Genomic DNA, 13,497 nt, shown 5'->3' with positions numbered 1-13,497 from the left:
CCGACGCCACTGGGCTTGCGAAAGCTCGTACCGCTTGGTCATCAACCAGACCCCAGATCGAAGAATCTGGCGTCTCATGAATCACATATTCAGCCATCCGTGAATCCTGAATGTCGATTGATCCTAGCCATCCTGGAGAAGGAAGGTCGGATTTCGATATTGGAGCTGGCCGATCGCATCGGGCTTTCCCCGACGCCATGCGGCCGTCGCGTCAAGCGGCTGGAGGACGAAGGCGTCATTCTCGGCTACGCCGCGCGCATCGATCCGGCCGCATTGGGGCAGAACATCAGCGTCCTCGTATCGGTGCGGCTGGCGCGGCACGGCCCGGAAGGAACCGACCAGTTCCTGGCCACGATCGCCGACCGGCCCGAGGTCACGGAATGCCTCCTCGTGACCGGCAACATCGACTTCATGCTGCGCGTCTGGGTCTCCGACATCGAAGCCCTCGGAACCTTCATCCGAGACGTTCTGCAATCCATCCCGGCCGTGGCCGAAACGACGACCATGGTGATCCTGAAGCAAGGCGCGCGGTAGCTGACGGCAAACGAGCACTATGCCGCCCATGATGCGGGCGGCATATGATGCGGAAAGCGGCCCGGTTAACGGTGCAAGATATCGTTGCGGCCGACGTCTTTGCATGATCTGCCGCCGGACTTCGCTCGACACTTGGGGCGGGAAAGGATGCCCCATGCAGACAGCAGATAATATCGCCTCGGACAATATCGCCCTGATCGCCTTCGGCCCGGAGCACATCGACGGTGCGGTGGCGCTGTCGCGCCAGGCGAAATGGCCGCACCGGCCGGAAGACTGGCGCATGGTGCTCGAGCTGAGCTCCGGCACGGTGGCGGTGACCCATCAGGGTCGCGTCGTCGGCACCATTCTCATGACGCCCTACGGACGGGATTGCGCCGCCATCAACATGGTGATCGTCGACGAGGCCTTGCGCGGACGCGGCTTCGGGCGCCGGCTGATGGATGCGGCGCTGACGCTCGCCGGCGACCGGCCGTTGCGGCTGACGGCGACGGAGGACGGGCTGCCGCTCTACCGAAAGCTCGGCTTCGTCGAGTGCGGCGAGATCCGGCAGCATCAGGGCCCGGTGAAAGAGATCGCGGCGCCCGGCAACGTCGGCCTTGCGGCAGCTGATGATATCGCCGCCATCAAGAGCCTCGACCGCGACGCATTCGGCGTCGGCCGCGGTGCGCTGATCGACCGGCTCGCAGTACACGGGCAGTTGGCTGTCGTGCGGCGCAACGGGGCGGTCGAAGGTTTTGCCGCGATCCGCACGTTCGGCCGCGGCGAGGTCGTCGGACCAGTCGTTGCCGCCAACATGCAGGATGCCCAGGCGCTGATCGGCTTCTTCGCGGCCGTACGGACCGGCGCGTTCCTGCGCGTCGACACGCCCGGCGACAGCGGCCTCGCCCCCTGGCTCAGCGAGCTTGGCCTCCTCGAGGTCGGCGGCGGCGTCGCCATGCGCAAGCCGGCCAAGGCCGGCAGAGAGAACGCCGGCCCCGCCATCTTTGCGCTCGCCAGTCAAGCTCTTGGCTGATTCAGGCTCTCGGCTGATTCGGAGATTTCCATGCTCGCCAATTCCCTGATCGAACTTGATCGCGCCCATCTCATCCATCCGGTCGCGTCATATCGCGGCCACGAGAAGCTGGGGGTGCGGGTGCTCAAATCCGCCAAGGGCGCCACGGTGACCGACGCGACAGGCCATCAACTCATCGACGGCTTTGCCGGGCTCTGGTGCGTCAACGCCGGCTACGGCCACGAGAGCATCGTCGAGGCGGCGGCCCGCCAGATGCGCGAACTGCCTTACGCGACCGGCTATTTCGACCTGGGTTCGGAAGCGGCGATCCGCCTCGCCGCAGAACTCGCCGATCGCGCGCCGGGCGACCTCAACCATGTCTATTTCACGCTCGGCGGGTCGGACGCGATCGACAGCACGGTGCGCTTCGTCCGCTACTACTGGCATGCGAAGGGCTCGCCCGAGCGCGACCAGTTCATCTCGATCGAGCAGGGCTACCACGGCTCGTCGACCGTCGGCGCCGGCCTCACCGCCCTGCCGTCGTTCCATGCCGGGTTCGGCGTGCCCTTCGACTGGCAGCACAAGATCCCCTCGCCCTATCCCTACCGCAATCCCGTGGGCAGCGATCCGGACGCCATCATCGCGGCCTCGCTCGCGGCGCTCAAAGAAAAGATCGAGGCGATCGGCGCGGACCGCGTGGCCGCGTTCTATGCCGAGCCGATCCAGGGCTCGGGCGGCGTCATCGTGCCGCCCGCCGGCTGGCTCAAGGCGATCCGCGAGCTCTGCCGCCAGTATGGCATCCTGTTCATTGCCGACGAGGTCATTACCGGCTTCGGCCGGACCGGGCCGCTGTTTGCGTGCGCGCACGACGAGATCGTCCCCGACTTCATGACCACGGCGAAGGGCCTCACCTCCGGCTACGTCCCTATGGGGGCCATGTTGATGGCCGACCACGTCTATGACGTGATTGCCGATGGCGCGGGTGCGGCGGCGGTCGGGCATGGTTATACCTATTCCGCCCATCCGGTCAGCGCTGCCGTCGGCTTGGCAGTGCTCAAGCTCTATGAGGGCGGCCTGCTCGAGAACGGCGTCAAGGCCGGCCGCCGCCTGATGGCCGGGCTCGAGAGCCTGCGCGACCATCCGCTCGTGGGCGATGTCCGCGGCCGCGGCATGCTGGCCGCGGTCGAGCTGGTCGTGGACAAGGCGAGGAAGACGCCACTGCCCGCCGCCGCGGCGCCGGCGCGGCGGATCTTCGATCGCGCCTGGGAGAATGGCCTCGTCATCCGCGCCTTCGCGCAGGGTGTGCTGGGCTACGCCCCGCCGCTCTGCTGCACCGAAGGCGAGATCGACCAGATCGTCGAGCGGACGCGCAAGACCCTCGATGAGACGCTGGAAGACCCGGACGTGCGCCAGGCGCTGGCCTGACGGCCGAAACGTAGGCAGCACCAATCTCGAAATGTTGCCGGAACCGGCATATTCGCAATTTTGTGCCGCCCACGCCCGCCTTTTCGGCGAATCCGACGGGGAAGACGTGCCAAACTAAACGACCAGAAAATCCAGAAATCCAAGGAAACGGGGCTTTTCGCGTCATTGGCCGATAAGCCGCACAAAATTTCATTCTGTGCCTGCCCCGGATGGTCGCCCCGCCGCAATCGCGGCCCGGCCGAAGCGACGAAGAAAAGTGCGCACTGAACGATAGCCCGTTACCGGGACGGTCTCGCGATCAAGACGAGCGCCCGGCCAAATCAACAGGAAGGGAAGCTTCATGGACAAGATTGCGAACTGGGGCAAGTCCGACGACGCACGGGTCGAGGACGCCATCCGGCGCGGCGCGAGCCGTCGTGAACTTCTGCAGATGATGCTGGCGGGCGGTGTCGCGATGTCCTCGGGCGTCGCTCTGCTCAGCCGCGCGACCGACGCCGTCGCGGCGACCCCCGTCTCCGGCGGCGCCTTCAAGGCGGCCGGCTTCTCGGCCTCGACTGCCGACACGCTCGATCCGGCCAAGGCCTCGCTCTCGACCGACTACGTGCGCTGCTGCGCGCTCTATAACCGCCTGACCCAGATCGATAAGGCCGGCGCCACGCAGATGGAGCTCGCCGAAAGCATCGAAAGCGCCGACGCCAAGGTCTGGACCGTCAAGCTGCGCAAGGGTGTCACGTTCCATGACGGCAAGGGGCTGACGGCCGACGACGTCGTCTTCTCGCTGAAGCGCCATCTCGATCCCGCAGTCGGTTCCAAGGTCGCAAAGATCGCCGCCCAGATCACCGGCATCAAGGCGGTCGACAAGTCGACGGTGGAAATCACGCTCGCCAACCCGAACGCCGACCTGCCGACTATCCTGGCGCTGCATCACTTCATGATCGTCGCCGACGGCACGACGGACTTCTCAAAAGGCAACGGCACGGGCGCCTTCGTGCTCCAGAGCTTCGAGCCCGGCGTCCGCTCGACCATGGCGAAGAACAAGAACTACTGGAAGTCGGGCGCTCCCCACGTCGACAGCTTCGAGTTCTTTGCCATCAGCGACGACAATGCCCGCGTCAATGCGCTCCTGTCCGGCGACATCCATCTCGCCGCCGCGATCAATCCGCGGTCCCTGCGGCTGCTCGAAGGCAAGAAGGACTTCGTCCTGTCGAAGTCCAGCGCCAACAACTACACCAACCTCAACATGCGCCTCGACATGGCGCCCGGGAACAGCAAGGACTTCGTGGAGGGCATGAAGTACCTGGTCAACCGGGAGCAGATCCTGAAGTCGGCACTCCGCGGTCTTGGCGACATCGGCAACGACCAGCCGGTATTCCCGGGGAACATCTACCGGAACAACGACCTGAAGCCGAAGCCGTTCGACCCCGAGAAGGCGAAGTTCCACTTCCAGAAGGCGGGCGTACTCGGCCAGTCCATTCCGGTCATCGCGTCCGACGCGGCCGGCTCGTCGGTCGACATCGCCATGATCCTGCAGGCCACCGGCGCCAATATCGGCCTGAAGCTCGACGTCCAGCGCGTCCCGCCCGACGGCTATTGGGACAATTACTGGCTCAAAGCCCCGATCCATTTCGGCAACATCAACTACCGGCCGACGCCCGACATCCTGTTCTCGCTGCTTTATTCGTCGGACGCACCCTGGAACGAAAGCCACTACAAGTCCGAGAAGTTCGACAAGCTGCTCGTCGAGGCGCGCGGCATGCTCGACCAGGCCAAGCGCAAGGAAATCTACGGCGAGATGCAGGCCATGATCGCCGAGGAAGCCGGCACGATCATCCCGGCCTATATCGCGGGCGTCGACGCCTTGACCGCCAAACTCAAGGGCTTTGAGGTGAACCCGCTCGGCGGCATGATGGGCTACAACATGGCGGAATACGTCTGGCTTTCCGCCTGACGGCTCCCGTTGGCCAGGGTGGTCCCTGCCCGCGCCCCCGTCTCGCATAATAGTTGCAGCCCACACGTCGAACGCCACGGGACGCGTGCGTATGAACACTCTGGTTCCAACCCTCGTCTTGAAGCGGCTGTTGGTGGCGATCATCACCCTGGTGATCGTCTCCTTCGCCGTATTCTTCGCGACCAGCCTGCTGCCCGGCGACACGGCGACGATCCTCTTGGGCCAGGCGGCGACGCCGGAAGCCGTCGCTGGGCTGCGCAAGGCCATGCATCTGGACGATCCGGCGATCTTCCGCTTCCTGCGCTGGCTCTTAGGCCTGCTCCAGGGCGAACTCGGCACCTCCTATGCCAATAAGATGCCGGTCGCAGCACTCATCGGCGGGCGCTTCGTCAACACGATGAAGCTCGCCGGGATTACGGCCGTCGTCTCCGTGCCGTTGGCGCTGACGGTCGGGATCACGGCCGCGATGCTGCGTGGCTCGGCTTACGATCGCATCGTGACCGTTCTCACCATCGGCGTCATCTCGGTCCCGGAATTCATGGTGGCGACGATCGCCGTCCTGCTGTTCGCGGTCTATCTGGGCTGGCTGCCGGCCCTCTCGCTCGCGAACGACGTCCACTCGCTGGCGGATGTTCTGAAAATCTACGCGATGCCGGTCATCACGCTCACTTTCGGCGTCTCGGCGCAGATGATCCGCATGACGCGCGCCGCCGTGATCGAGACGCTCAATACCGCCTATGTCGAGATGGCGCTCTTGAAGGGCGCCTCGCGCAGCCGGCTCGTACTCAAGCATGCCCTGCCGAACGCGCTCGGGCCCATCGTCAACGCCGTGGCGCTGTCGCTCTCCTATCTCATCGGCGGCGTCATCATCGTCGAGACGATCTTCAACTATCCCGGCATTGCGAAGCTGATGGTCGACGCGGTCGCCACCCGCGACCTGCCGCTGATCCAGAGCTGTGCCATGATCTTCTGCCTGGGATACCTGATCCTGATCACGGCCGCCGATATCGTCGCGATCGTCTCCAACCCGAGGCTGCGATGACGACGGCGCCTAGCCCGAAACTCGCGGGACCGCGGCCCGCCGGATCACGCCTGGGCTACCGGGTCAATGTCGTCGGCGTCGCGGCCCTCGCGGTCATTCTCGCGTGGACGCTGGTCGCGATCTTCGCCCCCCTCATCATTCCCCATCCCGTGGGCGACATCGTCGCCGACGACTATTTCGAGCCGATCAGCGCCGAGGCCTGGCTCGGTTCCGACTATCTCGGCCGAGATATGCTGTCGCGCGTGCTGATGGGCGCCCGCTATACCGTCGGCATCTCGCTCGCCGCCGTCATCGTCGCCTGTTTCTTCGGCGTCGTCCTCGGCATGGCCGCAGCCGTGACCGGCGGGCTGTTCGACACGCTCTTGAGCCGTTTCCTGGATGCGATGAGCTCGATCCCGAGCAAGCTGTTCGGCCTCGTCGTCGTTGCCGCGGTCGGCTCCTCCATCCCGGTGCTGATCGTGACGCTCGCCGTCATCTACATCCCCGGCGCCTACCGTTTTGCCCGCGCGCTCGCGGTCAACATCAACACGATGGACTTCATCACCGTCGCGCGGATCCGGGGCGAAAGCGTCTTCTATCTGATCGGCTCGGAAATACTGCCGAACATCATCCGCCCCGTGCTGGCCGACCTGGGCCTGCGGTTCGTCTTCATCGTGCTCTTGCTCTCGGGCCTGTCCTTCCTCGGCCTCGGACTGCAGCCGCCCTATGCCGACTGGGGGGCACTCGTGCGGGAGAACATCGGCGGACTGCCGTTCGCGGCCCCCGCGGTCATCGTCCCGTCGATCGCCATCGCCAGCCTGACCATCAGCGTCAACCTGCTGATCGACAACCTGCCGCAGAAAATCAGGGACCGGAGCGCGTGATGGCCAGCCCCGCGAACCTCGCCGAGAACCTCGTCGAAATCCGCGATCTCAAGGTCGAGGCCAAGACCGACGCCGGCCGCCGGATCGAGATCATCAAGGGCGCCAGCCTCGAGATCGCGGAGGGCGAGATCGTGGCCCTCATTGGCGAAAGCGGTTCCGGCAAGACGACCATGGCGCTGACCCTCATGGGCTATGCCCGTCCGGGGTGCCGGATTTCCGGCGGCAGCGTCGTGGTGAACGGCCGCGACATCCTGGCGCTGCCGGAACGGGAACGGGCCCGGCTGCGCGGCACCGAAGTCGCCTATATTCCGCAGAGCGCCGCCGCGGCGTTCAATCCGTCGAAGATGATCATGGATCAGGTGATCGAGGTCACCCGCATCCATGGCCTGATGCCGCCCGACAAGGCGCGCGAACGAGCGGTAGCCCTGTTCAAGGCGCTGTCCCTGCCCAATCCCGAGACCATCGGCGAGCGTTTTCCGCACCAGGTCTCGGGCGGCCAGCTGCAGCGGCTGTCGGCCGCCATGGCGTTGATCGGCGACCCGAAGCTCGTGATCTTCGACGAGCCGACGACGGCGCTCGACGTCACGACCCAGATCGAGGTGCTGAAGGCATTCAAATCGGTCATGCGCGCGGGCGGCATCGCCGGCGTCTATGTCTCGCACGACCTCGCGGTCGTGGCGCAGATCGCCGACCGGATCGTCGTGCTCAAGGACGGCGAGGTGAAGGAAACCGGCACGACGCTCGAGATCCTCACCGCAGCCAAGCACCCCTATACGCGGGAACTGCTGGCCGCCTTCGGACCGAAGCCGCGCGGCCAGCAGGACGGGTTGGAGCCGAGGCCCGAAACCCTGCTCGAAATCGAGGACCTGACCGCCGGCTTCGGCCCCATCCAGGCTAACGGCCTGCCGCTCATCCCCGCAGTGCAGTCGGTCAATCTGCGGGTCGAGAAGGGCCGCAATCTCGGCATCGTCGGCGAATCCGGCTCCGGCAAGACGACGCTCGTCCGGTCGATCGCCGGCATCCTGCCGGCTGCTGCCGGCCACATCACGTTCGGCGGCAGGAAACTCGGCCGCTCGGCGCGTGAGCGCTCCCGCGATCAGCTCCGTGACATGCAGATCGTCTTCCAGTCTGCCGATACGGCGCTCAACCCGGCAAAGCCGGTCGAGGACATCCTGGGGCGGCCGCTCACGTTCTATCACGGCATGAACGGCAAAGCGCGCGACGCCCGCATCAACGAACTGCTCGACATGGTGAAGCTGCCGCGGGCCCTGCGCCACCGCCGGCCGTCGGAATTGTCGGGCGGACAGAAGCAGCGCGTGAACTTTGCCCGCGCGCTGGCTGCGGACCCCAAGCTGATCCTGTGCGACGAAATCACCTCGGCGCTCGACACGGTGGTGGCCGCTGCCGTCATCGAGCTGCTGAAGGAACTGCAGCGGGAATTGAGCCTCTCCTACATCTTCATCAGCCATGACCTGTCGGTGGTCGAGGCCATCTGCGACGAGATCGTGGTGATGTACGGCGGCAAGCAGATCGAGCAGCTGACGCCGTCGCGGGCGAAGCCGCCGAATCACCCGTATTCCCAGCTGCTGTTCGCCTCGGTGCCGAAGCTCGACCCGGCCTGGCTCGACCAGCTCGACCAGGACCCGGAGCTCGTCCGCGAATATTGCCGCCGCTGATTAAAGCGGGAACAGCTTGGTCAGCGGCAGATGATGTCTGACGATGGGCGATTTCAGCACGACGAAGCTGAAATACTTGTCGATGCCGATGTCCATGTCCGTCAGCCGCTCCATGATCGTCTGGTACTCATCGATGCCGGAAGTCACGAACTTCAGGAGATAGTCGTAGCCGCCGGACACGAGGTGGCATTCGATCACCTGAGCGACCTTCTCGATGACGGCGAGAAAGCGCGCGAAATCCGCCTGTCGGTGGTTCTTCAGCGTGATCTCGGTGAAGACGGTCAAGGTCGGCCCGAGCTTGGCGATGTTGATCTGCGCCGAATAGCCCTCGATAAAGCCCTCCGCCTGCAATTTCTTGACCCGGATGAGACAGGGGCTCGGCGAGAGATTGACCAGTTCGGCCAGCTCCACATTCGTGATGCGGCCGTTCTTCTGCAGTTCGTAGAGGATCTTGATGTCGATCCGGTCGAGTTTCATCGGGCCCGCCGATCTGGAGTGCTGTTTGTCCGGCTTCAGCATAAAATGCTGCAATTACGCTCCCTGAAGCCTAGCACACCCCGCGAAGCAGTCCACGCGCGACTGAATTCGGCGATAAAGCATAATGCTTCGCCAAGGCGCCGGCCTGCAGAATTATATGCGGCACATGGCCCCGTTTACGGCAGCGCTCCGGGCGATGGAAGCCCTAGATTGGACGGCATCGCTGGAGAGGCCGATGCCCGCACCGTTGCTGCATATCGAAACGTCGCCCGAGCTGCCGAAATCCGCTGATGCGGTGGTGATCGGGGGCGGCATCGTCGGCGTGTTTGCGGCCTATTACCTGGCTGAGCGCGGCATTCGGGTGGCGCTCGTCGAAAAAGGCCGCATCGGCGGCGAGCAGTCGAGCCGCAATTGGGGCTGGTGCCGCCAGCAGAACCGCGACGCGCGCGAGCTGCCGATCGCGACCAAGAGCCTCGATCTCTGGGAGCGCTTCGCCGCCGACAGCGGCGAGGACACTGGCTTTCGCCGCTGCGGCCTCTTCTATCTCAGCAACGACGAGGCCGAGCTCGACCGCTGGGCGCGCTGGCGCGACTTCGCCCGAACGGTGGGCGTCACCACCCATATGCTGGACAGCGCCGAAGCCAGCGAGCGCGGCCGCGCCACCGGCCGCGTCTGGAAGGGCGGCGTGTTCTCACCCACCGACGGCACGGCCGACCCGTCCATGGCGGCGCCGGCCGTCGCCCGCGCCATCCTGAAGCTGGGCGGCACCGTGCATCAGAACTGTGCGGCGCGCGGCATCGAAACGGCAGGCGGCGCCTTGAGCGGCGTGGTCACCGAGGGCGGCACGATCAAGACCAAGACTGCCGTCCTCGCCGGCGGTGCCTGGGCTTCATCCTTTTGCCGGCAGCTCGGCATCCGCTTTCCCCAGGCCTCGATCCGCTCGTCCATCCTCGCGGTCTCGCCCGGCGCCGAAGGCCTGCCCGATGCGCTCCATACCGCGGCGATCTCGATCACCCGCCGGCGCAACGGCGGCTACACGCTCGCGATCAGCGGACGCGGCCGGGTCGACATGACACCGCAACAGCTGCGATTCGCGCCGCAGTTCCTGCCGATGTTCCTGAAGCGGTGGCGCAGCCTGGCACCCGGCGGGCTCGAAGGCCTGCGCTCAGGCCACGAGACGCTCAGGACCTGGCCGCTCGACCGGCCGACGCCGATGGAACGCATGCGCATTCTCGATCCAGCACCCGATGAAACGGCCATTCGCCTGACCCATGAGCGCGCGATCGAGCTGCTGCCCGCGCTCGCCAAGACCAGCATCACGGCCGCTTGGGCCGGCTATATCGACAGCACGCCGGACGGCGTTCCCGGCATCGGGCCGATCGCGAAGATCCCGGGCCTCGTGCTGGCCGCCGGCTTTTCCGGTCATGGCTTCGGCATCGGCCCGGGCGCCGGCCACCTCGTCGCCGACCTGGTCTCCGGCGCCGAACCGCTTTTGGATCCGAAGCCCTATCGGCTGGAGCGCTTCGACGCCTCCGCCTGGGGCAAGGTCGCGGATTTCTGAGGTTTAACGCCGCGGTTTCTGGCTGAAGGACTCGAGGCGCAGACCGTGCCAGATGATGGCCGGCAGACGGAACCGACGGGGCGCATAGAGCGCGTCGATGAAGCGCTCGAACCGCTGCAGCTTGGTCTCTGTGTAAGGATACCAGTTCGCCTCGATCTTCTTGCCCGCCTGGTCGATCAGCACCGCCTTGCTGCGCGTGAAGCCCAGCAGCCCCTCGGGCCCGCGCAACTTGCCGAACCCGCTTTTCTTGGCGCCGCCGAATGGCAGCCCCGGATTGCCTTCGCTCATGTTGACGTTGTTGACCGACACGCCGCCGACCTCGAGCACGGCCGTGACGCGGAGTGCCCGTGACTTGTCGGCGGTGAACACGCTGGCGCACAGGCCGTAGCCCGTGTCGTTGGCCAGATGCACCGCCTCGGCCTCGTCGGCGAAGCGCATTACCGGCAGGACGGGCCCGAACGTCTCCTCGCGCCAGACCAGCATGTCGGGCGCGACCCGATCGAGGATGATGGGCCCGACGGTGAGCGAGCCCTTGTCCGGCACGCGACCGAAGCGCAGGCGGGCGCCAAGGCGCAGCGCTTCCTCGACATGCTCGATCACCTTGTCGCGTTGGAACGCGACCGTCATGCGGCCCACATCGACGTCGCCCACATCGGCGTCACCCGCATCGGCGTCACCCGCATCATCGGGCCGCACGACGATCCGGCCGGCCGCCGCCACCAGGTCGTCCAGGAACCGCTCATAGACCGGGGCTTCGACCAGCAGCCGCTCGACGCCGCTGCAGGACTGTCCCGCATTGGTGAAGGCACCCCAGAGCGCGCCGGCGATGGCACGGGGCGTCGCCGCGTCGGCAAAGACGATCATCGGATCCTTGCCGCCAAGCTCCAGCTCGACCGGGATCAGCTGGCGGGCCGCCTCAGCCATGATCTTGGCGCCGGTCGTGCCGCTGCCGGTGAAGAAGATCTTCGCCGGGCCGGCCGCGATCAACGCCTGGCCCACCACCCCGTCGCCGTACACGATATGGACGAGATCCTGCAGCACGGGAGAGCAGGCGAGCATCTCCTCGACCAGCCCTTCGCAAGCCGCATGTTCGGACGGCTTGTAGACGACGGCATTGCCGGTCACCACCGCCGCCGCGATCGCGGTGATGGCGTTGTGGAACGGGTAGTTCCACGGGCAGATGACCAGGACGACGCCCAGCGCCTCGTGCAGCAGCAGGGATTTCTTGCCGAGCAGCGTGATCGGCGTCTTGACCCGCTCCGGCGCCAGCAGCCGCGCGGCATGGCGTTCGAGCCAATTGATCCAGTCGACGGTGCCGATGATCTCGGCGATCAGCGCATCGGTCCGGCATTTGCCGACCTCGTGCATGACCCGGTCGACGATGGCGCCGCGGCGCGCCAGGATCACCGCCTTCAGCTTCGCCAATTCGGCGAGCCGCGCCTCGACGCTGAGACCCCGGTGCTTGGCGAAGCCATGCCGGGCCGCGGCGAAGGCATCCGCCACGGCATTCGTCGGCTGGCAAGAGGCGGGAGCAGTCATCGCGCGTCCGTGCTTGTCGGGCCGAGCAGCAGCCGGGTCGCGAGCGCGGTCAGCCGGCCGTAGGGTGCGGCGATCCGGTCCGACAGGTTGAGACGGCTGAGCGTCAAGACGGCACGTGCATGGGACAAGCGTACGAACCCCTCCCGGCCATGGTAGGCGCCGGTGCCGCTGTCGCCGACGCCGCCGAACGGCAGGTCCTCCTGGGCGACATGGAGCAGCGTGCCATTGACCGTGACGCCGCCGGACCGCGTTCGGTCGAGCACGCCTTCGATCGTCGCCGCGTCATAGGAAAAGCAATAGAGCGCCAGCGGCTTCGGCCGGTCGTTGATCCAGGCGATCGCTTGGCCCAAGTCACGATAGGGCACGATCGGCAGGATCGGCCCGAAGATCTCCTCGCGCATCGCCGCGCTGTCGTCCGGCGCGCCGATGAGCAGGGTCGGCGCCAGCTTGCGCTCGGCCGCGGCGGCTCCGTCGCCGTGCTGGATCACGCGGGCGCCGCCGGCGCGGGCTTCCTCGATCATCGCCGCCAGGCGCTGGTAGTGGCGGTCGCTGACGATCGCGCTGTAGTCGGGATTGCCGGCCAGCGTCGGATAAAGCGCCTCGGCCGCCGCAACGAAGGCGTCGGCGAAGCGCTCCACCAGATCGTCTGGAACCAGGACATAGTCGGGTGCCACGCAGGTCTGGCCGGCATTGAACAGCTTGCCGATCGCAATGGCCTTGGCCGCCTTGGCCATCGGATAGTCCCGGCACAGCACGACCGGCGATTTCCCGCCCAGTTCGAGCGTGACCGGCGTCAGGTTCGACGCGGCCGCGGCCATCACCTGGCGGCCGATGCGCGTCGATCCGGTGAACAGCACATGGTCGAAACCGAGGTCGCAGAACGCGGCGGCAACATCCGGCCCGCCGGTCACGACCGCGACCCGGTCTTCGGGAAAGATCTCGGCCAGCAGGCTCTGCAGCAGCGCCGCGGTGCGCGGCGTCAGCTCCGACGGCTTCAGCATGACCCGGTTGCCGGCCGCCAGCGCATCGACGAGTGGCCCGAGCGTCAGCAGCAGCGGATAGTTCCAGGGCGCCAGGATGCCGACCACGCCCAGCGGCTGATAGACCACCCGCGCCCCTGCCGGCTGAAACGCCACGCCGACGCGGCGGCGCTGCGGCCGCATCCAGCGCGCCAGATGGCGCCGCGCATGCTTGATGGCATTGGCGAGCGGCATCAGTTCGCCGAGCTCGGTCTCGGCCGCGGCGCGATTGCCGAAATCAGCCGAGACGGTCTCGACCAGGCGACGCCGATGGCGGGTGATCATCGCGAGGAGCGCCGAAAGCGCCTCGATCCGTTCCTGGTACGGCGGCGCGCCGTGGCGGCCGACCGCCGCGCGCTGCCGGGCAAAGATCCGTTCGGCCTCGCTCGAGGCGACAGCAACGGGAGCCTCAGACATGATCT

11 protein-coding genes are annotated in these 13,497 nt (G+C 66.3%); 8 read left to right on the top strand and 3 right to left on the bottom strand.

Annotated elements, in window-relative coordinates:
* The 7 genes from IEY58_RS31605 to IEY58_RS31575 form a co-directional block, all read left to right on the top strand.
* Positions 1 to 534, top strand: a 534-nt coding sequence (locus tag IEY58_RS31605) for an Lrp/AsnC family transcriptional regulator (RefSeq protein ID WP_229744107.1), incomplete at its 5' end; no start/stop codon positions are given.
* A gap of 154 nt (positions 535 to 688) precedes the next feature.
* A complete protein-coding gene (locus tag IEY58_RS31600) occupies positions 689 to 1,546 on the top strand; it encodes a GNAT family N-acetyltransferase (protein WP_189052175.1) in 858 nt (285 codons plus the stop codon).
* Positions 1,547 to 1,576: 30 nt separating this feature from the next.
* Positions 1,577 to 2,950 carry an aspartate aminotransferase family protein gene (locus IEY58_RS31595; protein WP_189052174.1) on the top strand — a complete coding sequence of 458 codons (1,374 nt, stop codon included), beginning with the start codon at positions 1,577 to 1,579 and terminating at the stop codon, positions 2,948 to 2,950.
* Positions 2,951 to 3,290: 340 nt separating this feature from the next.
* Positions 3,291 to 4,898, top strand: coding sequence for an ABC transporter substrate-binding protein (locus tag IEY58_RS31590; RefSeq protein WP_189052173.1), 1,608 nt, complete (start codon positions 3,291 to 3,293; stop codon positions 4,896 to 4,898).
* A 91-nt stretch (positions 4,899 to 4,989) separates the two neighbouring features.
* Positions 4,990 to 5,940 carry an ABC transporter permease gene (locus tag IEY58_RS31585; RefSeq protein WP_189052172.1) on the top strand — a complete coding sequence of 317 codons (951 nt, stop codon included), beginning with the start codon at positions 4,990 to 4,992 and terminating at the stop codon, positions 5,938 to 5,940.
* Entirely contained in the window at positions 5,937 to 6,803 is an 867-nt protein-coding gene (locus IEY58_RS31580; protein ID WP_189052171.1) for an ABC transporter permease, read from the top strand. The genes IEY58_RS31585 and IEY58_RS31580 overlap by 4 nt, the downstream gene beginning before the upstream one ends.
* The gene (locus IEY58_RS31575) at positions 6,803 to 8,479 is read left to right on the top strand and encodes an ABC transporter ATP-binding protein (RefSeq protein ID WP_189052170.1); all 1,677 of its coding nucleotides are present in this window, start codon (positions 6,803 to 6,805) and stop codon (positions 8,477 to 8,479) included. Before IEY58_RS31580 ends, IEY58_RS31575 begins: the two co-directional genes overlap by 1 nt.
* Here IEY58_RS31575 and IEY58_RS31570 read toward each other — a convergent pair whose 3' ends face one another.
* Positions 8,480 to 8,956, bottom strand: coding sequence for an Lrp/AsnC family transcriptional regulator (locus tag IEY58_RS31570; RefSeq protein WP_189052169.1), 477 nt, complete (start codon positions 8,954 to 8,956; stop codon positions 8,480 to 8,482).
* Between the two features lie 235 nt (positions 8,957 to 9,191).
* On the opposite strand from IEY58_RS31570, the gene IEY58_RS31565 reads away from it, so the two are divergent.
* Positions 9,192 to 10,517 carry an NAD(P)/FAD-dependent oxidoreductase gene (locus IEY58_RS31565; RefSeq protein WP_189052168.1) on the top strand — a complete coding sequence of 442 codons (1,326 nt, stop codon included), beginning with the start codon at positions 9,192 to 9,194 and terminating at the stop codon, positions 10,515 to 10,517.
* Between the two features lie 3 nt (positions 10,518 to 10,520).
* Here the strand turns inward: IEY58_RS31565 and IEY58_RS31560 are convergent, their stop codons facing one another.
* A complete protein-coding gene (locus tag IEY58_RS31560) occupies positions 10,521 to 12,056 on the bottom strand; it encodes an aldehyde dehydrogenase family protein (RefSeq protein ID WP_189052167.1) in 1,536 nt (511 codons plus the stop codon).
* Positions 12,053 to 13,492 (bottom strand): coniferyl aldehyde dehydrogenase, encoded by a 1,440-nt coding sequence (locus tag IEY58_RS31555; protein WP_189052166.1) that lies wholly within the window; start codon positions 13,490 to 13,492, stop codon positions 12,053 to 12,055. The genes IEY58_RS31560 and IEY58_RS31555 overlap by 4 nt, the downstream gene beginning before the upstream one ends.
* Positions 13,493 to 13,497 lie beyond the last annotated feature (5 nt).

It is taken from the genome of Aliidongia dinghuensis, assembly GCF_014643535.1.
GTDB lineage: Bacteria > Pseudomonadota > Alphaproteobacteria > ATCC43930 > CGMCC-115725 > Aliidongia > Aliidongia dinghuensis.
The sequence above is the reverse complement of the archived record's forward strand: the minus strand, read 5'-3'. Positions and strand labels throughout refer to the sequence as shown.